Source organism: Paenibacillus sp. 10L310 (assembly GCF_056395745.1).
The window spans coordinates 814,768-836,706 of sequence record NZ_JBFTKC010000001.1 but is presented as its reverse complement, the minus strand read 5'-3'; the positions used below and the strand labels follow the sequence as shown (position 1 = coordinate 836,706).

Here is a 21,939-nt window from a genome sequence, read left to right as displayed (position 1 = left end):
CCTAAAAGCTTTCTGAAAGAAAGCTGCATCGAAAGCATACGCTATCCCCGGGTTTTCCCCCTTTGGACAAGGGAATCAAAAAAAATCTGGGGATAACAGCGATTGGAAGGTTATTCTGTCATCGGAGTGACAAGTGTAAATATTCCTTATTTGAACCCACATAGTTATGAACTGACTCTCATTCGTCCATACTATTACCTACGAATAAAACGTCATCACGTATGGCAGGGGAGGAAACACCATGAACCGGAAAAACCCGCACCACATGAATCAACCTGTAGCCGAGCTGCCCGTTCCGTTGGAATTTGATCGGACCTGGATTAATCAATTGGAATCACGACTGGATAAAGGGGGGCCTTGGGGGGATTACCGACTCTTTCAACTCGGCATTCAAGCCGAAGAGACCAACCTTATTCCCAATTTTGATGAGATTCAATGTCTCAAGCATCTACAAGGCCTTACCCCACTCCCTCACCAGATGGACACTGCACGCAGAGTATTATTTGAAATGTCAGGCCGGGCCATTCTCGCCGATGAGGTGGGTCTTGGCAAAACCATTGAAGCCGGTCTCATTCTGAAAGAATATATGGTTCGAGGTCTCGTATCCAAGGTACTCATTCTCGTGCCTGCCTCTCTTGTACTGCAATGGGTACGGGAGTTGAATTCAAAATTTGGCATCCCTGCTATTGCCCAGAAAAAGGCCTATTCCTGGCAGAATGAAGTGGTTGTTGCTTCCATGGATACAGCCAAACGTGACCCGCATAAAGATATGCTGCTGAATACTGATTACGACATGATTATTATTGACGAGGCTCATAAGCTCAAAAACAAGAAAACAACCAACTATCAATTCATGCTGAAATTGCGCAAAAAGTATTGTCTGCTGCTTACAGCTACACCTGTGCAGAACGATATGAGTGAATTGTTCAATCTGATCAACCTGCTGAAGCCCGGTCAACTGGGTCGTCAGGGTGACTTTGCGGCCAACTTTGTTGTAGACAAACGAGTTCCGAAAAATCAGGAACAGCTTAAGAACGAGTTATCCAAAGTCATGATTCGTAACCGCCGCGGCGAAGGCCCTGTTCAATTTACCAAACGGAATGTCTCCAACGTGAATCTGCAACTATCGCCCGAAGAACAAGCGCTTTATGATGGCGTGACTTCCTTTGTTAAAGACCAGTACCAGGAAGCTGGCGGCAACCTGAGCAGCATGCTCTCCCTTGTTACATTGCAGCGTGAAGTGTGCAGCAGTCGGGATGCTGTATTCGTGACGCTGGTTAATCTGTCGAAGAAACTTCCGCTGGACTCTCCCCTTCGGGACAAGATTTGGGAACTCGTTGCCCATATTAAAGCGATCAAGGAGAATACCAAAGCGGAGAAAACGATGGAACTGGTTCGGAACATGAATGAAAAAGTAATTATCTTCACTGAATACCGGGCCACACAGGAGTATCTGCTAAACTATTTCCGCAACAATGGGCTTACGGCTGTACCCTATCGGGGTGGCATGAATCGAGGCAAAAAAGACTGGATGATGGATCTCTTCCGCGGGCGTGTGCAAGCCATGATTGCAACCGAAGCGGGTGGTGAAGGCATTAATCTGCAATTTTGCCATCATATGATCAACTTTGATCTGCCTTGGAACCCTATGCGGGTTGAGCAGCGGATCGGTCGGGTACACCGGCTGGGACAGCAAAATGACGTGAACATCTTCAATTTATCCACGACGGGAACCATTGAGGAACATATTTTGAATCTGCTGCATGAGAAGATCAATATGTTTGAGATGGTGATCGGCGGGCTGGATGTCATTCTGGAACGGTTAGAGAAGAAGGAGTCTATTGAGAAAAGTTTGTACAAAATCATGCTGGAATCACAAACTGATGAAGATATTCGCCGAAAAATGGATTCACTTGGACAATCGTTGAACTCTATTCAACGTGAGGTTTCAGATGAAGGGCCTGCCGTATCCGGGTTGTTAGATCTTCGTAAAGGAGGTAGCTAACTCATGACCATGTCTCCCCATGAAGTGCAGGCTTATGTTCTCACCTATCTGGAAGCACTGGATTGTCAGATTATGGAGCGTTCCCCTGCCCATGTTACAGTCAAACTCTCGCCTGAGGCGGACAAAGCGTTGACCAATCGCCCCTATTATTGGGGGTTCGTGGAACGAACCGGAGCACCCGCTGAGACGATGTCCTTTACATTTATATTTGATCCTGACAGTTATCAGCAGGCCATTGAAGCAGCAGAAGCCACAGCTGCGCAAGCATCACCTCCTGCTGTTCCTAACCCTGATGGAACGAATGGCGTAACCAACGGCAGTCCTCAAGGCGAGCCACCAAAAGAAACTATTTTAGGCCGTTACTTCGGTATTACGCCATCGTTGCCACAGCTGGGGCCAGGACGCATATTGCGTGAAGAAGTGGTGTATGGCAGTCGCAGACTGCAGCAGATTTTCGGCGCTGCCCGTGAAGGCGGTGCCTTCGTGAACCTGTTCGAACAGGCTGCCAAACGGCAATTGCGGGCTACAGCGCCAGCCGTATATGAGCCTTGGCTTGGTGTCTGTTTCAAGGTGGAATTCGCCTGTGATTTGAAACGGGAGGAATTGCATTTTCTCGGCATTTCCCTTCGCTCGGGTGAAATTATAGAAAAATTCGGCACCAAGCTGAACCGACGTGATCTTAGTCCGAGGCTTGCGGAGAACATGCATGTACAGACAGCTAAAGTTTCGTTATTTGATGCCGGAGCTGCTTTGGAATCTCATTTGACGAACCGCTTGCTGGAACTCGATTATAGCTGGGCAGAGAAAGCCCAAGAGCGGCTTGATCTGGAGCTGGACGTGTTGGACACCTACTATGAGGCGGTACTCCGGGAAGATATGCCTGAGGTAGAATCACCAGGTAACATAACCTCAGACACAGAGAATGAGAATGTTCATTCTGACCGCACGCCACCTGGACCACTGAAAAAAGTTGTGGCTATAACTAACGCTGAACCCATTGGAGCAGATGTAGAACTGGCGGCAGAGGCCGCAGTACCGATCGACTCCGAGACAGATGCCGAAGAAGAGAAAGCAAAACAGGCGGTAATCGATCGCGAAGCTATGAAACTGCAGTATGAGACACGCCGGACCGAAATGATCTGGCAATATGAACCCAAAGTGAAAGTGACTGCCATTAGCAGCGGCATGTTTCACTTAAGATAGACGAAGACACTACTTTTCCTGCAAATGCTGGCAAAAGTAGTGTTTATTTATGATCAGCTGCCCGACAGGTTGCAGCAACCTTTGCATAGCCTGTCCCCTAGAATGAAATTAGAACCCCCGCTCAGGTAACGGATAAATGAAAAGTAGGTGTAAATTTGAAACGATTCTTTCATACGTGTTGGAACAACCCTCGGAAAATAACCTGTATAACCTTGGGCTTGCTCAGTTGTCTTGCCCTATTCTCTTTTTGGTCGATAGCCAATGCAGAGGAACTAAAAACGTCTTCGCTATCCCCCGCATCATCAATTGAGTATAGTCCCAAACATCATGCCATTCAGAATGAAAAGCTAGCTCCCGTTGCTGTGCAACAGTTTGCAGAGCAACAAGCTGTTACACTTGGTACAGCTAACGGCGAAGTGCATTGGAAGAACGCCGACCTGGACTTCTACCCTCTGGGGCCGGGTTTACATAGCTGGCTCGTACAAGCTGAGTTTGAAGGCAAACCGATCGGATATATGATTATTACGGCCACAGAGCAGGGTCAGTTGATGCTTAGTGAATATGGTCATGGAGAACAGTCACCATACAACAATGAACTTCTTGGACAAACCTTAGATCGACAACATGTGAACCTTGAGGCATTACTTGCTGGAGGAGGAGAGCTTCATCTTGGTTATGCTCTTCCCCTGCTGGCTTATTGGAAAGTGGAGCAACCTAATCATCCTGCACTTTATATTGATGCTACCAACGGAGATGTACTACCGTCAGAGTTTCTGAACCTGCTGGAGGCTGATTCCAAACAGACCTCTGTCAGCATAACTGATTTATCCACAACGCCATCTTTATCAGTCGACCCACTTCATCTCCGACCCGTCTTCAATCCGGCTGACAATCTGTTGTGGCTTACCTCCAAACCTGTTGCTGCCGACCGGGCACAAGATGTGATACAACACGGGGAGAATCAAGAGATTGTTTTCTCAGCGGGTGATCGTAACGTTGTATACGGCGGTCCTCTACCTGTTAGCGGTTATCAGCTGTGGCATACAGATCAGGTAGCAGAGTCCATTCTATATGTAGCGCTAGGTGGAAAATCATCCGTTCAACGCTTTGTCCCTTTAAGCACATTGCAGCAAGATGGCCTTTTTTACATCGTATATCCTTAATCATCAGCAAATTCTCAAGATACATTCAGATAAACTGTAAAACAACAAATAAGACGCCTTCCCATTTTATTAAGGGATTGCGTCTTTTGGTTTACCATTAGTGAAATAGGTAAGGGATAGTCACCCTTTTCCCGAAGAACTTCGTTTATGAGACTGTGTATCGAATTCTTTTTCCTTTTTCCCCACCCACAGGGATACAGCGAAAGGGATCATACCAAACCACTTCATCGCCCACGGCTCTTTCCTTTTGGTGCGACCTTTCCGCTCATCCTTCGGCGTATCGATATAATGTACTACACGTTGCGTAATGTATTTTACCAACTCATCACTTTTGGCCATAACCTCTGCCTCCTTCGCTCCTGCACTTTCACGGAGCTTACGATAGTTCTATTGTGTGCAGGATGTGCAATGGTTAAACATTTTTTTATTGAAAGGAGTATGAAAACCCTCAAAATGCACAGTCTAATGCCAAAGGTATCCATACAGTCTTTAATCTGCATCCGGTACCTATTTCATGAAGGAGTGTGTATTCCCATGTATAAGCTACTGACCGCTTCGGTGGCCTTGCTCATTAGCTTCCATTGTCTTCCCATCCTGCCCCACCATGTCGCGCATGGAAAAGCAGCCCCGTCCCAGAACAGTCCATCCATGCTGCCAGTGACCGATGGAGATGCTTATCGCTCAAGTCATCATGCCTTTGCAGCACCCGTTATCCTGCTCGACGTAGGCCATGGGGGTATTGACGGTGGTACGTCAGCCCAAGGTGTGCTGGAAAAAGATATCAACCTGGCCATTAGCCAAAAGGTCTATCTCCTGCTTCGCAGCAAAGGTTATGCCGTTATCATCAATCGACTTGGTGATTATGCACTTAGTGATGAGAACCGCTGGCTGAACAGCCGCTCCCGTCATACCAGAGATCTTGCCCAACGTAAAAGCCTTAGCGAAGAAGTAAGTACAGATATCGTGGTCAGCATTCATGCGAACTGGAGTCCCCGATCGACAGCACACGGCCCGGTGGTACTGCACCAGAAAGAAGGCAGGAGTTATTTGCTGGCCCAATCCATTCAGGACGCCATGAACGAGTTATACGAAACGGAGCACGGGGTCGTATGGGGCAAGCCCTTTTATATATTGAATTACGTGAAGCAACCTGCCGTCATCGTCGAAACCGGATTTTTGAGCAATGCGGCAGATCGAACCAGAATGAGTGACCCCACTGAGCAAAAACGAATCGCCCAGTCCATTGCCAATGGCATTATTTATTATCTGTCGGTAGTGTAGGAGCAGAATGCCATTGCCACACATCTCGAACCAGATCACCGATCCCTACAAATTGAACCTGATTTTGCAGACGGGAGACAGATTCACGAATTACTGCGGATGTGTTCATCCCCGAATGGCCGACATGACCAATGACAACACAGATATCCTTATCGATCGCACGCTGAGCAGCCAGATCCAGTTGCTTGCGAATGTGTTGCTTGGAGTTTTGATCATCCAGGAAAATGTCATTACCTACAGGTGGCATATTTTTGGATACGGCCAGTTCCCCCACCACAGAGCGAAAGTTCGTACGGCTGTCTACAAAGAAGAGGCCCCGCTCCTTGCATACATCGAGCACAATGGACATGATGCGTTTGTCCGAAGTAATTTTGGAACCCATATGATTGTTCATGCCAATGGCGTGTGGCACATCATCAATCGCTTTCTCCACACGTTCCCGTACTTCTTCATCTGTTAGATTGGATGTGATTGCACCCGGGCCCAGCCATTCAGGTCGTCCTTTCTTGGGTTCCATGGGCATGTGCACAATCACATCCATTCCCTTTTCATGTGCAGCCATCGCATCTTTCTTCGTTGTTGGCAAAAAAGGCATGACCGCTACCGTTAGTTTAACTGGCATCGCCAGGATCTCTGCCGTACCCTTCATGTCATTACCAACATCATCGATGATAATCGCTAACCGTTTGTGATTCGATGTGGACTCTGAAGCTGCCGCTGTAGGCCCTCCTGCCGATATGCCTGCGTAAAACACAATCAATAATGCCATGATACCTGCAATGAATCGATAATTCTTTCTCTGTACCTTCATCATGATACCCTCCCTGTAACTTCTGTGATCTCATTGTTTGATAATGAAGGGAGGATTATGTAAGCCAAAGCCTTCCTTAATGATCATATCCCCGCCATTGAAGACCTCTATCTCAAGTGAAGATCTCCATCATTCCAGTTTTCTCCTTAGCATTCAGACAATAACTGTCATTGAACAGTTGGAAAATAGAGATTAATTAGAAAAAATACTGTAATTTGTCAGGTTTTCAGTTTAGGAATTATTTAGTAGAATCAACAAATGAAAGAGGTTCTATGCTTCATTTCTATCCTATGATTTATGGAAGGAGGTTTTGAAAGGGTTTACATAAAATAAATGCCAGACAATCCGCTATTCTTGTTTGTTATTCCTGGTTGCGGTTTCTCTATGTAACTTACTATTATCGAGGAGGATGAAAGTAGTGAAATTCAAACTAAAAAAGACGATTAATGTTCTTTTGGCCTGTTTAACAGCCCTGCCTTTGATGTTAACCCCGACAAATGTGTCAGCAGCCAGCGATGCCAACATTAATTTGTCCTCGGAAAAACAGCTGATCAAGGGCTTTGGGGGCATTAACCTTCCTGCCTGGATTGGTGATCTGACTCCCGCTCAACGTGAAACTGCTTTTGGTAATGACCAGAATCAATTAGGCTTCTCCATTCTAAGGATCTACGTTGATCCAGATTCCAATAACTGGTATCGTGAAGTTGCCACAGCCAAACGAGCTATCGAAAAGGGTGCTATTGTATTTGCATCCCCATGGAATCCTCCAAGCAGCATGGTTGAAACGTTCAACCGCAATGGGGACACAAATGCCAAACGTCTGAAATACGACAAATATACCGCATATGCGCAACATCTGAACGACTTTGTAACCTACATGAAAAATAACGGCGTAGATCTGTATGCCATTTCTGTACAAAACGAACCGGATTATGCTCATGACTGGACTTGGTGGACTCCACAAGAGATCCTTCGATTCATGAAAGAAAATGCCGGGTCCATCCAAGGTACCAAAGTCATGGCGCCTGAATCCTTCCAGTACTTAAAGAACATATCCGACCCAATCCTGAATGATCCGCAGGCACTTGCCAACATGGACATTCTGGGAGCACATACGTATGGAACCCAGATTTCAAATTTTGCCTACCCTCTCTTTAAGCAAAAAGGAGCCGGTAAAGAACTGTGGATGACTGAAGTGTATGTTCCAAACAGTGACAACAACTCAGCAGACCGCTGGCCTGAAGCATTAGACGTTTCCTATCACATGCACAATGCCATGGTAGAAGGTGATTTCCAGGCCTACGTGTGGTGGTACATCCGCAGACAGTATGGTCCGATGAAAGAGGACGGTACCATAAGCAAACGCGGGTATAATATGGCTCATTTCTCTAAATTCGTGCGTCCAGGCTACCTGCGAGTCGATGCAACGAAAAATCCGGATACAAACACATTTGTCTCAGCCTATAAAGGTGATAACAAAGTCGTCGTCGTGGCAATTAACCGTGGAACTTCAGCCACAAGCCAAAAATTCGTTCTGCAAAATGGTAATGCCTCTACTGTGTCCTCATGGATTACGGACAGCAGTCGAAATCTGGCAAGCGGAACCTCGCTTAACGTATCCAATGGAGCCTTCACGGCACAGCTCCCGCCTCAGAGCGTAACAACGTTTGTTGCCAACGTTACTGGCGGAAATAGCGGCGGGAATACAGGCAGTGGCACTACGTATGAAGCCGAGACCGGAACGTCACTTACGGAAGCTACCATTGAAACAATCTACACCGGTTACACTGGGTCCGGGTATGTTAACTTCAATGCGATGACTGGTTCGGCCATTCAATGGAACGGCATTAATAACACGACAACAGGTACCAAAAACGTAAAGTTTCGTTATGCGCTGGAAAGCGGCACTCGGAACCTCGACATTTTTGTGAACGGAACCAAAGTCATTAGCAACGAGCCCTTTCCGGCTACGGGAAGCTGGTCCACTTGGGTTGAAAAAACAATACAGGTTCCCATGAACACGGGGACCAATACATTGAAAGTAGTTACCACCGGATCGGAAGGACCGAATATTGACAGCGTTAATGTTACCGCAGCACAATAAACGTTCCGTATGGCTGATGGAAGACATTTGCTGTACGTGCAGCTAAGCACTAACCTCTTGAATACTCATCACTAAAGTTAGTGTTATATCAAAAAATGCAAAAAAAGACTCCTTAAGCGTTAGCTTAAGGAGTCTTTTTATTAGATGCGGTCGAGAGGACTCGAACCTCCACGGGGGTTAGCCCACACGGACCTGAACCGTGCGCGTCTGCCAATTCCGCCACGACCGCATATTGTATCTCCGTCATCAATATCGGCGACAAGAAATAATATATCATGCGTAATCTATCATGTCAACACTGAAAGTAATAACAATAAAGCCCGAATCAGACGTCCATGTCGATTCGGGCTTTACCTTTAACTGCTGTTAATAGTTTGGTTCATTAAAACGGAAGCATACTACAAATTACAGCTTGGAAGGCCAGTTGCCATACCATGCATAACCGCCTCTTCTTTCTTTATCAATATCACTTAATTTGTATTTAACTACCCCGTCACGACCAATAAAGATTGGTTTATCCGTTCCGATCTCATAGAAGCGTGCCCAAATTGGTGCAGCTTTGGAATCAGCGATAATTTTACTATCTCCATTAGCTCTTTCATACTTGTAACCCGTAATTTTCACTTTGTTAAACCAAGCCTCCGCTCCTTTAATGGATGCGGTAATTTTAGCGTTAGCAGGTCTGGTTTTCAGAAATTTAACAATCGTTACACTCTCTCCAGCTGTCAGCGATGGCACTTCGTAGATTCTTGCGCTCGCTGGTTTAAGAGAGCTGGAATCATGTTGTTGTCCCCATGCTGTCAGCTTACCACCTGAAACGACCTGTGTATTCAGAATCGCCTCCACACCTTTGGCAACTGAATTTTTACTGCGGTTAGCAAGTGTGCTGTCGATAAATGAGAAATCACCTTTGCGTGCTGCTACTTCATCCAGCATGATCATTACATTAATCATGGCATCATCATTGTAAGTGATGTGCTTGTGGTATCCGGAGCTTTGGTAAACTTGTGGCCATCCGCCGTTTGAATACTGCATGTTGATCAAAAAGTTAATTCCTTTGATTGCAGCTGTGGAGTAACGCGGATCATTTGTCTTTTTAAATTCCTTCGCCAATCTTCTAATTTCTGAGTATGTAGCCTTGTTGTCTATCGTGGACTTTGCCCACTCTCCACTTGTCTGTTTATAATCTTTTCTCCAACCTCCATCCGGCAGCTGGTTCTTCAAAATATCAGAAATACTCGCTGTAGTACCCGACGCATCTGCAGCAGATACCGTCCCTACAGGGAGAACTGCCATTCCAACTACTGAGAACACCATCGTACATGCCAGGACAAAAGTAATTATTTTCTTCGCTTTCAAATGTAACACTCTCCTATGTTCGTTTTTATAAATCTTCCACTTCTACTTTACCTATGATACGCGTCTCTAAACCTCCTTTATTTGTATTTATCGCATAATAAAATCAATTTTAATCCAATATGTGGATTGGATAATCAGATAATATGCAAAAAATCGATTTTTGTCAATATATGCAACTTAATGAATATAATCTCTCTAATTCTACATAACGGGATAGTTCTTTTAACTCATGACAAACCTATTTATTTATCCAAATTCGTCTTAAACGAACCAATAATGACGTTTTTGTCATGAATGATACCCAAACTTGATCCCTTCTTTCATATAAAAACCTTAATTCCGCTAACATTGAGGTATTACGAAGGGTTTTAAATGGGTTTGACAATTACGCATTTATGCAATATAGTTTCAAATAGTTACAAAAACTTAATTATTCATTGCCGAGTTTCATGTTTGAAAACGGGGGAACCAATTTGGGTGAATTATTCTTATACATAGGAAATATAGGGAACCTTCTACCGAACCCTTAGCTAACTCCGTAGGCATCGAAGGGAGAACATTGATTTTGAAAAAACTGATTATCTCCATTTTTGGAGCAGCTGTATTATTTACATCCGGGGCAACAAGCACAGAGGCAAGCAGTATCAACTCCGTAGTGAACAACATGACAGGTATTCCTTACAAATGGGGTGGCACAACTGTAGCCGGCTTCGACTGTTCTGGTTTTATGAGATATCTTTTCAACAAATACAGCATTGAATTACCACGTACTTCGCAGCAGCAAGCCAAAGCAGGTACTCCCGTATCCAAGAGCAATGTTCGGACAGGTGATCTGGTGTTCTTTAATACAACAGGCAAAGGCATTTCACATACAGGTGTATATATCGGCGGCGGACAATTCGCTCATGCCTCCAGCAGTAAAGGTGTAAGCATCACGAAGTTATCGAATCCATACTTCAATGATCGTTATGTAACAGCACGTCGGGTAACTGGACAGTTTATGTATGATAAAATGTTAGGTAAAATGTGATTCACATACAAAAAGGCATCGGTTATTAACCGGATGCCTTTTTTGCACTTAAAAATGTATGTTGCATTGCTTACTAATGCAGCGCCTTCTGCACTCGCATCGCACCCTGAGACAGGGCATGTCCTCCACCAACAGCTCCAGCCACGGCTACGGTCTCCATAATCTCCTGATCTGTTGCGCCCTTAGCACGGGCTTCTTCTACATGGTAGAAGGTACATACCTCATTGTTGGCGAATAATCCAATGCCAAGCGCAATTAGCTGTTTTGTCTTCGCATCAATCACACCAGGTTGGAAACATTCTCCGGTAAACTCATGATACGACTTCACCACACCTGGCAGCACATCGCTTAATGCTCCAATCTGATCCTTGTAGGCATGAACTTTATCATTCATCAATGTCATGGCTTGTAGCACACCCTCTCGGCTATAGTTACAGATCTTCCTCACTGTACCTATCTTCTCTCCCGAGTGAGCCAATTATGCCAAGAAATCATGGTAATTCCAAACATTTAACGCTCATGGCCCTGCCATAATTATAAGCTGTTACTCACTAAGTGGACTCTGGCGCGGCTCGCTGAACAGCTGATAGCTGTAACCTCGGTCCAGCTTAACGACACGTCGATTCTGACGACGGATAAGTACCTGCTCGCCATCCCAGGCAACCACAATCCCCTTCACGTCGTTCGATTCCAGCTCGTCCCGTACGACTCTAACTTTCTCACCTGACAGACGCAGGGCGTCCAATTCTGTATCACTAATCATCTTCATGGCTCCTATATTTCAAATTTATTTACAAAAAGAGACCTAAATGAAAAGTCATTTAGGTCTCACGTGACTGTATTGGACTGTCATGTCATTCGAAATTATGTCCCGACTGAAAGTTACCGCTGCGCGTGCTCTTTGCTGTCGTTCTTCTCGAACCAAAAATCAAGCACTTTGGCGGACATCACACGTTCTTCAAGGTACTCCACTTGATGCGGTGTAAATTGTTCTTTCCAAGAGAAGGACAACTCTTCGCACAAGCCTACAATCGTCAGTAATTCTGACCAGGCAACATAGCGTTTGTACCAGAAAAATTGAGGATGTTCAATCATATAGGGATAAAGGTCATCGAATTCCGTATGTTTACAATCCAGGGCACGTTCAAAATGAACTTTCGATTCCGCCAGCTTATCATTAAAAAATTGTTCTGTTGCCGGTTGGTTCCCCATGGTGTTGCCTCCTCTCCCTAACATAACCCCATTATAAATGAAATCGGCGGTCATGCAAAGGCATAGTTCAAAAAATAGGCCCTATTCCTTTAAAATGTCACATTTCGTTATCGTCAAATTGTACTGTTCCATCGTTCAGGGAACGAATGCGTACCAAGGCTTCCACCGGAATACCCTGTTCACGAATCGTGCGTGCCCCTGCCTGGAAACTTTTCTCGACCACAACGCCGAATCCGACGAGTTCCGCGCCAGAACGCTCGATAATTTTGATGACGCCACGAGCGGCATCTCCATTGGCAATGATATCATCAATGAACAAAATGCGGTCATTCTCATGAATGAACTCGCGGGATACCATAATGTCAGTTACAATTCCTTTGGTAAAGGACGGTACACGTTCACAGTAAGCATCAGGATCAGCCAGAAGTGTTTTTTTGCGACGGGCGAATACAAGTGGCACCCCCAGTTCATAGGCTGCGGCAAACGCAACCGGAATCCCTGAGGATTCTACCGTGATTACCCGAGTTACTCCACTTTCACGAAAACGGGCAGCGAACTCACGTCCCATCTCCATCGTTAATGCAGGATCAATCTGGTGGTTCAACAGACCATCCAGCTTTAATACTTGATCCGAGATAACCACACCTTCTTGTAAAATTCGTTGTTTCAATAATTCCATGATTTGACCTCCCAAGCCTATCCTATGAGGTAAAAGTATCATATATCTATCTATAAGTTCAAGCGAAATTGCCTTGACGCTGTCCTTGAGACGCATTTCAAGCCAAAGCTCATTATCGATTGTCATGACTTTCGTGGGTCAAGCATACCTTGTACCATGGTACCCGCATGTCCAAACTATACAGGGGCCTGAGAGGGGAAACACATGAAACAGGCATTTCGGGTGCTGCAGATCGCATTTACATACATTGGAACGGTTGTTGGAGCCGGCTTCGCTACAGGGCAGGAAATTTTGCAGTTTTTTACCCAGTATGGCAAATGGGCCACCATCACCATAGGCTTATCCACCATGCTCTTTGTCTGGTTAGGTACCAAAATGATGCTGATCGCTCACGATACCGGGTCCCGCTCTTATGAGGATCTGAACAAACATTTATTCGGCCATAAGGCGGGCAAATGGATCACCTGGGTGACCCTTCTCATTCTCATTGGCGTGAACAGTGTCATGCTTGCCGGAGCAGGCTCCGTTTTTGTCGAGCATCTGGGTTTGCATTATCAGACAGGTCTGATCGTCACACTTGTAGGGACATATCTGCTTCTCGGTCGGGGCATTCAAGCCATCCTACAAATGAATAGCATCGTTGTGCCCATGATGCTCCTGTTATCTCTGCTCATGATCACCAGTACGATCCATCATCCAGGTGCTTCCCGATTCATCACACTGACGACAGACTCAAACCCTATTCAAGTGTGGCTGTCTCCACTATTGTATACTTCATTCAATCTGGTGTTGGCTCAAGCTGTTCTTGTGCCTGTAGGTAACCAGATTCGTAGTCGGAATGTGCTGAAGTGGGGTGGAGTATTGGGTGGAATTGGCGTTGGTTTCATGCTGATGGCAGCTCATTTTGCCATGTCAGCTCAGATGCCCGGCATCATTCAATTCGAAATCCCGATGGGTAGCATCGCCTTTCAACTTGGATGGGCAGTGCAATCTGTATATGTATCCCTTATTTTCATGGAAATATTCAGTACCTTTGTAGCCGATATCTATGGAATGACCTTGCAACTGAGACAACATATACGTGTCCATCCCCGTTTCATTACATTAACCATTATGCTGTTGTGTTACTCACTCAGCCAGTTTGGATTTAGTTCCCTGCTGTCCATCCTTTACCCCATCTTTGGAAGTATGGCATTAATCTGGGCTGCCAAATTGGTACTGAACCGCTGGGGCACCTTTCGTAAACGCAACAATATATAAACCTCACGGTTATGTACTTCATGAATACGAGCATCCTTTTACTTCATAACCACAAGTCACCGCGGGTACTCTTTCCTTAAACATGACAAAAAGCCGCTGTTTGGCACAGCGGCTCGCACTTTTTGCTCTACGTTTTAGGCTTGGCTAGGAAACTGAAGATACATCTTTTTCAGCTCATTGACCGATCTGCCGAGCGAGTAATGTGTTTTGGCTTTTTCACACGCTGAACGGGCAAGTTCATAACGATAAGCCGGGTCCAGCATCACCTTTTCAAGCGCTTCAGCCAATGCAGAAGGATCTTCTGCCGGTACAAGCAACCCATTGCTACCGTTCTCGATCTGTTCCGGTATACCACCTACATCCGTACCCACAAGGGCAAGACAACTCAGCGCCGCTTCAGCAAAGACGGAACCAAATGCTTCTGCCCGTGAAGGAAGTACAAAAATATCAAAGAATGGCATGAATTCCTCAGGGTGCAGTGTGTAACCATAGAAAATGGTCTCATTATAGATCCCCAATCGCTGCGCCAATTCTTCCAGGTCAGGACGAATCGGTCCATCTCCAATAATATGTAACACATAATCATGACCTCGACCCTTCAGTTCCGCACAAGCTTTGAAAAGAATATCCAACCCTTTTGCCGGAACAAGCCGACATACTGTGACCAGCTGTGGTATCGCATTATCATGAGGGATCGGCTTAAAGCGCTTCTCATCAAATCCATTGGGAATCACACCGATGACATCAGGTTCCTTCACGTAGGGAGCCAGATAACGGCGGAACGAATCCGACACCGTCAAAAGGCGCTCTGCCTGGTGTTCCAGCTCACCATATATCGCAAGCAGGAATCGATGCTCCGGTCCATCCGTTTCAATGCGTCCATTAAGGATTAATTCTCGTTCATAACTGGAGTGAATCGTCTGAATGAGTGGTGTATCCGGGAAAACTGTTTTCATCGCAAGTCCTGCAATTGGGTGGTGGGCATGGATCAGATCATAGGGCTTCTGAATTCGCAGTTTGGTCCACCAAAGATAATCACGATATGTTTGAATATATTTTTGGACAACAGGACTATCCTGATATTCCGTCCAGTCAAACGTTTCGAACTGAACTTCCTCTCTGCCCTTATTGCGAATTCGCTTTGGCAACGAGAACAGATCCATTTCCCACCTCGGGGTTGTAAATCTCTCTTGCATATACGGAATCATAGAGGATACACCTCCGGGCTGCTCCGGAGGAAAGAAAAGCGCCTGTAGCAATTTCACCGTTAGTTTCCCCCTTTCTAACTTACGTACTGCTCTACTATCCATTATGACATAGGGAAGCCGGAACATCTATATTACGATAACTCGTATATACAACATATTCATGAAACGTTCCCCTCAGAAGCAAAAGCTTTAATTCAGCAGTCCATCGCTTGCGGTTGTCGTCAACATATTCATAGGATAGTCAGAATTCTCAGCTCAGTGGCTCCACGGGCTTCTCATATGTACTGTAACCATCGGTCACTCCCAAAAAAGTATACCCGTTCCGCGCGTAAAAGGCGTTCAACGTAGCATTGCTCGCTCCGCAATCTAACCGAACAGTATGTTTGCCTTTAAAATGTATCCCGCTGCTGGACCATTGCAAAATGGACCGTCCTAAACCGCTCTGAGCATATTTTCTTCGAATCGCTAACCGATGCAGATAAATTGCGCCATCCTCGGCATGAGCTTTTGAACCCCAAAGATGAATATCCCAAGGACTTGGCTGAACCAAAAGGATGACCATCCCCGCTACATCCGCTCCTTTTTTGAATACAAACACATCCCCACGGCGAATCGCCCCTGCCGTATCATGTGAATCTTCACCTTTAAGCAAAGCGTTCCATTGGGAAGAACCTTGGCTCTGTAACCATTCGGCTGTCTCCACCAGCAGCGACATCACATCCTCCGTATCTTCCGGCTTCGCCTGAACCGCTTGAAAACCATCGTTAATATATTCGCTACTGATCCTGAATGAGTGCATCATTGTTCTCCTTCCGCTTCCTGATCTCTTTTAAACTAATGGTACTATACCGGGAAATGGATTTTTCGTCAAAACGAGAACAAAAAAAAGGTAAAAGGCGGTTGCCCTTTACCCATCTATTCTGGCTTCATCGATAATCTGATTTCGATACAACATCGTCAGGTGCAAGGTATCAAACTCCATTTCCTTGTCCAACTCCTGCATCAACACTTCGACCAGGCTCTTTCGCTGAATGCTGGTACCAGGAACCTCGTAATCAATGTATCCCGTCAGATCGGAATGAGAAGTATCTATTGTTGCTGTTCCCACAGGCAATCCACCTCGTTCCTGAAGAAAAAGCTCATATACCCGGAACTCCCGATCCTTACGCTTCAGCATGACATAACATGTTTCTTCAGCCGCTTCCAGCTCATCCAGATCCGATTCATCGGTATCCTCAAAATCCTCGGAGAAATCGCGATGTACCCACTCTAGCGTCTCGAGTTCGTTGCCCTGATGCCACATGCGGATCGTAATCGTATCGATGATATCTTCATCCAGCTCTCTGACTAGTAACTCTGCCGCAGCTTCCAATTGATTCTCTTCCGGCTCGTCATACCAGTGTATTTCACCTTGTACATCAGCGCCATATTGTTTTAAGGAAGCTTCTGCTAGTTCCTGCCCTTCGACATCATTGAAAATATAAGTCGATATGCTGCGTCCTGCGCTTACCATTTCCATCTCCAGAACCTGATCCCGATCTTCATATGTAAACGATTCGGCTTGTGAAACAGGGATTACCTTACTTCCACTGCTGTCTATATCGTCATAGCTGCCTTCGTCATGATTCATATCTTCAGACGGCCACACTGTCTCTGACTCAGGCATATGCAGAACCGTATGTAATGAGCCACAACTAACCAGCACTTCATAATACGCAGCTTCCAACGCATCTGCAAGAGATCGGACATAGACATGTACTTTTTCCACGATACGTTGCTCTGTATCATCTGGCAGAGACTCCTGCTCGATCTGAAGACTACCTGATAAACGATCTCCTTCTCTATACACAAGGAACAGTGAGCCTGCATATTGACCATTGACCATCACGTCCTGTACTTCTCCACCTGATGTCCGCAGGTCTGCAACCAATTCCACATCATATTTCATCACGTGTCCTCCTCCATTCCTAACGTTATTCTCTTAGGATGCCCCGAGGACGGTAGATTATGAGGAAAGCGTGCATTTTAAGTATAGGATGTAGGGTTAGACGGATAACACATATTTTTGGATTGCGTGTGCCACACCCTGCTCGTTATTGGAGAGTGTAACCTCGTCCGCAGCAGCTTTCACCTCGTCCGGTGAATTATCCATGGCAATGCCTTTTCCCGCAAAAGTCAGCATCGTAATATCATTGAAGTAGTTACCAATCGCCATAATCTCCGAAGGCATGATTCCTTTCGATTCGGCAAGCCTTTTAAGCGCAGCGCCTTTGGACGCTTCGGGATGCATCAGATCAATAAAAAAGTCACCACTCCGTGTCATATAATAAGGCAGATTCCAAGTAGACCATTCCTGAAGTACTGCATCCATCTGTTCAATCGGACCAAATGCAGTGAACTTCGCCAGCGGTTCTGTCATGTCAACCCACTTGGGTAACTTCAGTGGCTCGGCCATAAAGTTGTAATACATCTCACGCACCTGCAACCCCAAACCTTCCGGTTGATCCACATACAGACCAAATGCCGTATTGATGTCAAAATGTACTCCATTGGTTCGACAGTAGGATATGATCGGCTCCAGTCCTTGTCCATCTAATGCAAAATGATGAACTACCTCACGGGTATCGACTTGCGCGGTAACGGCGCCATTATGCGTAATCACATATCCATCCAGTCCCATCTGCTCCATAAAAGGAATCGTGTTCGCAGGACCTCTACCTGAACACAGGACAATCTCTGCTCCCTGACGGGAAGCTTGGATCAAGGTCTCCTGAGTCCATTCGGTAAGTTCATGATGATCATTCAGCAATGTTCCATCTACATCAAGTGCAATTAATTTATAAGTCATCTGGCTTCATCCTCATCTGTTAGTAGTCGCACCCACCCAAACCCTCCCTTCCGAGGGAGGGCCCCAGAGGGCTCTGCCCTCTGGACTCCAGTCTTGCTCACCGGTGTTAGGTCGGGTCTTGCTATGTCACGGTTGTCGTAGGAACGCTTGTTGCCGGGCACACCGCTGGTCAGCGTCGGTCCCGCCCAAGCTTAACCGGGACCATTACGGGCAGGGCTTCGCTCTCTGCCCGGCTCCCTGCTTCACTTCGTGAAGATCGGGAGCTTTTTCGCCTTCGGCGGTTAGTATCGGGGCTTCGCCTCCCTCCACAACTCCCTGCTTCACTTCGTGAAGATCGGGAGCTTTCTCGCCTTCGGCGTTAGTATCGGGGCTCCGCTTCGCGAAGGTCGGGAGCTTTTACTTCCGCAGAAGGCTCAACTCATCTGCGGTTAGTTCACGATAGCTTCCGATCACAAGATCGGAAGCTAGTTCCAGCTCACCCATGGCAACGCGTTTCAGATAGACCACTCGCTTGCCTACCGCCTGAAACATACGTTTCACCTGGTGAAACTTCCCTTCGTGAATAATAAGCGAGATCGACGAGACCGTGCCTTCTTCCGTTTCTTCCTGACCGAGTATAGTCAGTTCAGCCGGCAGCGTCTTGTACCCGTCATCCAATTGAATGCCCGCCTTGAAACGTTGTACATCCGCTTCATCCACGCTTCCCAGTACACGGGCTTCATAGGTTTTGGGCACATGCTTGCGTGGAGATAACAGATCATGGGCAAGTGGACCGTCATTCGTAAGAATGAGCAGTCCCTCCGTATCCTTATCCAGTCGTCCCACAGGAAAAGGATTGAACACCCGATCCTCTTTGCGCAGCAGATCCAGTACCGTCTTATCTCTGTTATCCTCGGTAGCAGACACAACACCCGGAGGTTTATGCAGCATCAGATAGATCATCTCCCGATACACAATCCGCTCCCCATCAGCTTCAATGACGTTGACCTCGGGATTCACCTGTACACCACTGTCTTTCACCGCTTTGCCGTCCACATGGATTCTGCCTTGTTTCACCATCTTTTTGAGTTCACTTCGTGTTCCCACACCCATATGGCTTAATATTTTGTCCAGACGCAACGTTTGTTTGCCTTTTCCACTCATACCGATGTCCACCTCCAGCCTGCCGGATATTCATTCTTCAGTACACCATCAAGCCATTTTCCCCAGCCAGCGGCATAACCATCTACACATACAAGAACGTACCCTTTGGCAAACGTATCCGCCTTGAGCACCACTCGTTCTTCTTCAATATTTAACGTTTCGCCCTTGAGGTATCTCACGGCTTCGCCATCAGCGGATGACAGATTTACGCTTCGCCGTGCTTCAGATGCATTCAGAGCACAGGCAAGCGGGTGGGACGGAACAAATCGTCCATTCTTGATCGTTCCCATAAACCAGCCTGGACGAATGACTTTCAGTCCCTCCAATCGAGCTGCACCAACCGATGATTGATACACCCGATCTCCATAACATACCGTCTCTCCAGTTAACTCAATCTCCAATTGTTCTTTCATAAACTGACTGTAGATCGCAACCGGATCAATACTTGCCGAATCAGCTCCGCGTCCCTGACCCCGTTCCGATTTACGTCCACCGTGATCTTTACCTTTTTTGCTCTGTCTACCCGAATTCTTGCCGCCACCAGCCTGTCTGTCATGGGACTCTCGGGATTCGATTCGCAATAAACGTTCCTTTTTACGATCAGCCTTGGTCATAGCAATTGAAGAAGCAGCAATAGAGTGATCCTTGTTCCCCTCTGCTTCAATCCTGGACACATCCACGACCTGTCCATACTCCATTGCTCCTTCTTTAACTACTCCAGGTTGATCTGTTTCTATTTCTTGCCCTACACGATGCTGCAATACAGCGAAATAATGTCCCTCTCCTTCCAAAAGGTGAGGCCACAATCTTGCGGTGCCACGCGTTTGATCCAATACAGCTTCCGTCTCTTCTGCCTTCTCTGGCATCATCTGACGTACCCATTCCGGACGTCCTGGAGCGAACCCTGTCTCTTCAGGAATGTCCATTACTACGAAATCACGGTTTACATTCAGGAACTCCGCAATCATCGCTTCATTTTCCTCCGGCGCAAAGGTACATGTCGAATATACGATGGTTCCTCCCGGGGCCAGCAACCGTGCCGCAGTCTCCAAGATATCCCGCTGCATGAGCACACATTTTTCCACCGAATGATGTTCCCACGATTTCACCATGTCTTCATCCTTGCGGAACATGCCTTCACCTGAACAAGGCGCATCTATTAATACTTTGTCAAAATAATGAGGAAATGTATTTGCGATCCGCTCTGGCGACTCATTCAAAACAACCGCGTTACGCACCCCGTACAATTCCACGTTTTTGGCTAGCGCTTTCGTGCGTTCAGCATGGATATCGTTCGTCACAAGTACACCCTTGCCTTGCAGCTTTGCAGCAATCTGTGTGGTTTTTCCTCCCGGAGCAGCACATAGATCAAGCACACGATCTCCAGGCTCCACCTGCAATAATTCAACTGGAGCCATTGCACTTGGTTCCTGTATATAATACAAGCCTGCATGATAATAAGGGTGCAGCCCCGGTTTAACACCATGAGGTACATAGAATCCTGTCTCACACCACGGAATAGGTCTTAGATCAAACGGAGCAATCTCATCGAATTGTTCCATCGATATTTTTAGCGTATTCACTCTCAGTCCCGCATGAGGAAACTGTTCATAAGATTTCATAAATTGTTCAAACTCATCACCCAGCAAACTTTTCATTCGCTCAGCAAATATCAAAGGTAACTTTACACCCATATTCCCACTCATCCTGTCTTGGTAAGATTGCAATATCGTTTTATTTTATCATATCCAAGCTTTGCTTTCCTATCATATCGTATCTATTCCACTACAGCGTGTAATGTAGTATAATGGCAAGTAGATTGATTCCTGAGCAAAAATTCGGGTGTTTATGCATATTATCCCAACCTTTATTTTTGCCCAAACTATATTTCGATATGATCGATGGGGGATGTCCAATGAAATCCAAGAAGAAAAAGAAAAGTGCTGCGATCCTTATTTTCCTGGGTATTTTAATCATTATGATTGCAGCACTGGTTGTCGTAGACCAGCAATCCAAGAAACAGATGGATTCAGTGGAAAATGCTTATGGCATCGCTGCTTCCAAGCTTAATCCAGCTACACGGGAGCTACTTAGTGATCCCAACTATCAACAAATTATTGTACCCACTGATCTGAAAGCCAAAATCGATAACAAAGACAGCTTTTTTGTTTATTTCTTTGCTTCCGATTGCTCGCACTGCCGTGCAACAACACCTCAGTTGATGCCGCTGGTTGACAGTGAAGGTATTGAGCTTCCGCAGTTCAATCTGCGTGAATTCGAAGCAGGATGGACCGATTACAATATCGAGTTCACGCCTACACTCGTCTATTATGAGGCTGGTGTCGAGAAAGACCGTATGGTTGGCGGACTGAAAGAGAATGGCAGTGACCAAGGCTACACACTGGATGATTACAAACAATTTTTCCAAAAATATAAAGGCAGTGCCGCTCCTTCGGCAAGCTAACTGCTAGATCCGTTTCCAAAAGTATCTACAATCAGGCACTTGTATCACCAGACACTGTTCTGTTGAAGGACAGGCTATGCCACCTGCAATCATCTGAATATGACGCAACATTCAAAAACACCCCGATCTTTCCCTTTACAGGAATCGTCGGGGTGTTTCATATACATGG

The 21,939-nt window shown here is 46.1% G+C and carries 21 protein-coding genes, 1 tRNA gene and 1 riboswitch; of the genes, 8 read left to right on the top strand and 14 right to left on the bottom strand.

What is annotated here, in order from left to right; genetic code table 11:
- The first annotated feature begins 241 nt into the window (after positions 1-241).
- From AC1DE7_RS04115 to AC1DE7_RS04105, 3 genes are all read left to right on the top strand, one after another.
- Complete coding sequence (locus AC1DE7_RS04115; RefSeq protein WP_051447131.1) at positions 242-2,005, top strand: DEAD/DEAH box helicase; 1,764 nt, start codon at positions 242-244, stop codon at positions 2,003-2,005.
- Between the two features lie 3 nt (positions 2,006-2,008).
- The gene (locus AC1DE7_RS04110) at positions 2,009-3,208 is read left to right on the top strand and encodes a YqhG family protein (protein ID WP_477533775.1); all 1,200 of its coding nucleotides are present in this window, start codon (positions 2,009-2,011) and stop codon (positions 3,206-3,208) included.
- Between the two features lie 212 nt (positions 3,209-3,420).
- Positions 3,421-4,371, top strand: a complete 951-nt coding sequence (locus AC1DE7_RS04105; protein WP_477533774.1) for a hypothetical protein — start codon at positions 3,421-3,423, stop codon at positions 4,369-4,371.
- Positions 4,372-4,491: 120 nt separating this feature from the next.
- On the opposite strand, the gene AC1DE7_RS04100 is transcribed toward AC1DE7_RS04105, so the two are convergent.
- Positions 4,492-4,710 (bottom strand): YqzE family protein, encoded by a 219-nt coding sequence (locus AC1DE7_RS04100; RefSeq protein ID WP_036609606.1) that lies wholly within the window; start codon positions 4,708-4,710, stop codon positions 4,492-4,494.
- A 195-nt stretch (positions 4,711-4,905) separates the two neighbouring features.
- Here AC1DE7_RS04100 and AC1DE7_RS04095 point away from each other — a divergent pair, with 195 nt between their 5' ends.
- On the top strand, positions 4,906-5,652 hold the full coding sequence (locus tag AC1DE7_RS04095; RefSeq protein WP_405158994.1) for an N-acetylmuramoyl-L-alanine amidase family protein: 747 nt from the start codon (positions 4,906-4,908) through the stop codon (positions 5,650-5,652).
- Here the strand turns inward: AC1DE7_RS04095 and AC1DE7_RS04090 are convergent.
- Positions 5,627-6,466, bottom strand: coding sequence for a divergent polysaccharide deacetylase family protein (locus AC1DE7_RS04090; RefSeq protein ID WP_405158993.1), 840 nt, complete (start codon positions 6,464-6,466; stop codon positions 5,627-5,629). The two genes, AC1DE7_RS04095 and AC1DE7_RS04090, sit on opposite strands and share 26 nt — an antisense overlap.
- A 406-nt stretch (positions 6,467-6,872) precedes the next feature.
- Between AC1DE7_RS04090 and xynC the strand changes: the two genes are divergently transcribed.
- A complete protein-coding gene (gene xynC / locus AC1DE7_RS04085; RefSeq protein ID WP_405158992.1) occupies positions 6,873-8,567 on the top strand; it encodes a glucuronoarabinoxylan endo-1,4-beta-xylanase XynC in 1,695 nt (564 codons plus the stop codon).
- 145 nt (positions 8,568-8,712) lie between these two features.
- On the opposite strand, the gene AC1DE7_RS04080 is transcribed toward xynC, so the two are convergent.
- Together AC1DE7_RS04080 and pelA are read right to left on the bottom strand one after the other, a co-directional pair.
- Positions 8,713-8,796: transfer RNA gene (locus tag AC1DE7_RS04080), tRNA-Leu, on the bottom strand.
- A gap of 176 nt (positions 8,797-8,972) precedes the next feature.
- On the bottom strand, positions 8,973-9,935 hold the full coding sequence (pelA, locus tag AC1DE7_RS04075) for a pectate lyase (protein WP_036670167.1): 963 nt from the start codon (positions 9,933-9,935) through the stop codon (positions 8,973-8,975).
- A gap of 419 nt (positions 9,936-10,354) precedes the next feature.
- A riboswitch (cyclic di-AMP (ydaO/yuaA leader) is annotated at positions 10,355-10,486 on the top strand.
- 5 nt (positions 10,487-10,491) lie between these two features.
- On the opposite strand from pelA, the gene AC1DE7_RS04070 reads away from it, so the two are divergent.
- The gene (locus AC1DE7_RS04070; RefSeq protein WP_036609611.1) at positions 10,492-10,956 is read left to right on the top strand and encodes a C40 family peptidase; all 465 of its coding nucleotides are present in this window, start codon (positions 10,492-10,494) and stop codon (positions 10,954-10,956) included.
- A gap of 73 nt (positions 10,957-11,029) precedes the next feature.
- Here AC1DE7_RS04070 and AC1DE7_RS04065 read toward each other — a convergent pair whose 3' ends face one another.
- The 4 genes from AC1DE7_RS04065 to AC1DE7_RS04050 all read right to left on the bottom strand — a co-directional run bounded on the left by AC1DE7_RS04065 (position 11,030) and on the right by AC1DE7_RS04050 (position 12,847).
- Positions 11,030-11,359, bottom strand: a complete 330-nt coding sequence (locus tag AC1DE7_RS04065; RefSeq protein WP_017689352.1) for a carboxymuconolactone decarboxylase family protein — start codon at positions 11,357-11,359, stop codon at positions 11,030-11,032.
- 141 nt (positions 11,360-11,500) lie between these two features.
- Entirely contained in the window at positions 11,501-11,719 is a 219-nt protein-coding gene (locus tag AC1DE7_RS04060; protein WP_036609613.1) for a hypothetical protein, read from the bottom strand.
- A gap of 119 nt (positions 11,720-11,838) precedes the next feature.
- Positions 11,839-12,168, bottom strand: a complete 330-nt coding sequence (locus tag AC1DE7_RS04055; RefSeq protein ID WP_036609615.1) for a hypothetical protein — start codon at positions 12,166-12,168, stop codon at positions 11,839-11,841.
- 97 nt (positions 12,169-12,265) lie between these two features.
- Positions 12,266-12,847, bottom strand: a complete 582-nt coding sequence (locus tag AC1DE7_RS04050) for a xanthine phosphoribosyltransferase (protein WP_036609617.1) — start codon at positions 12,845-12,847, stop codon at positions 12,266-12,268.
- Positions 12,848-13,051: 204 nt separating this feature from the next.
- Between AC1DE7_RS04050 and AC1DE7_RS04045 the strand changes: the two genes are divergently transcribed.
- On the top strand, positions 13,052-14,107 hold the full coding sequence (locus tag AC1DE7_RS04045) for a YkvI family membrane protein (RefSeq protein ID WP_074094468.1): 1,056 nt from the start codon (positions 13,052-13,054) through the stop codon (positions 14,105-14,107).
- 134 nt (positions 14,108-14,241) lie between these two features.
- Here AC1DE7_RS04045 and AC1DE7_RS04040 read toward each other — a convergent pair whose 3' ends face one another.
- The 6 genes from AC1DE7_RS04040 to AC1DE7_RS04015 all read right to left on the bottom strand — a co-directional run bounded on the left by AC1DE7_RS04040 (position 14,242) and on the right by AC1DE7_RS04015 (position 21,000).
- Entirely contained in the window at positions 14,242-15,372 is a 1,131-nt protein-coding gene (locus AC1DE7_RS04040) for a glycosyltransferase family 4 protein (RefSeq protein ID WP_036609621.1), read from the bottom strand.
- 193 nt (positions 15,373-15,565) lie between these two features.
- Complete coding sequence (locus tag AC1DE7_RS04035; protein WP_477533773.1) at positions 15,566-16,114, bottom strand: GNAT family N-acetyltransferase; 549 nt, start codon at positions 16,112-16,114, stop codon at positions 15,566-15,568.
- Positions 16,115-16,222: 108 nt separating this feature from the next.
- Positions 16,223-17,263, bottom strand: a complete 1,041-nt coding sequence (locus tag AC1DE7_RS04030) for a hypothetical protein (protein WP_477533772.1) — start codon at positions 17,261-17,263, stop codon at positions 16,223-16,225.
- 96 nt (positions 17,264-17,359) lie between these two features.
- Positions 17,360-18,163 (bottom strand): Cof-type HAD-IIB family hydrolase, encoded by an 804-nt coding sequence (locus AC1DE7_RS04025; RefSeq protein WP_036670159.1) that lies wholly within the window; start codon positions 18,161-18,163, stop codon positions 17,360-17,362.
- Positions 18,164-18,559: 396 nt separating this feature from the next.
- A complete protein-coding gene (locus tag AC1DE7_RS04020) occupies positions 18,560-19,306 on the bottom strand; it encodes a pseudouridine synthase (RefSeq protein WP_477533771.1) in 747 nt (248 codons plus the stop codon).
- Positions 19,303-21,000, bottom strand: coding sequence for an RsmB/NOP family class I SAM-dependent RNA methyltransferase (locus AC1DE7_RS04015; protein ID WP_477533770.1), 1,698 nt, complete (start codon positions 20,998-21,000; stop codon positions 19,303-19,305). Before AC1DE7_RS04015 ends, AC1DE7_RS04020 begins: the two co-directional genes overlap by 4 nt.
- 221 nt (positions 21,001-21,221) lie before the next feature.
- Between AC1DE7_RS04015 and AC1DE7_RS04010 the strand changes: the two genes are divergently transcribed.
- Complete coding sequence (locus tag AC1DE7_RS04010) at positions 21,222-21,770, top strand: thioredoxin family protein (RefSeq protein ID WP_036609632.1); 549 nt, start codon at positions 21,222-21,224, stop codon at positions 21,768-21,770.
- Positions 21,771-21,939 lie beyond the last annotated feature (169 nt).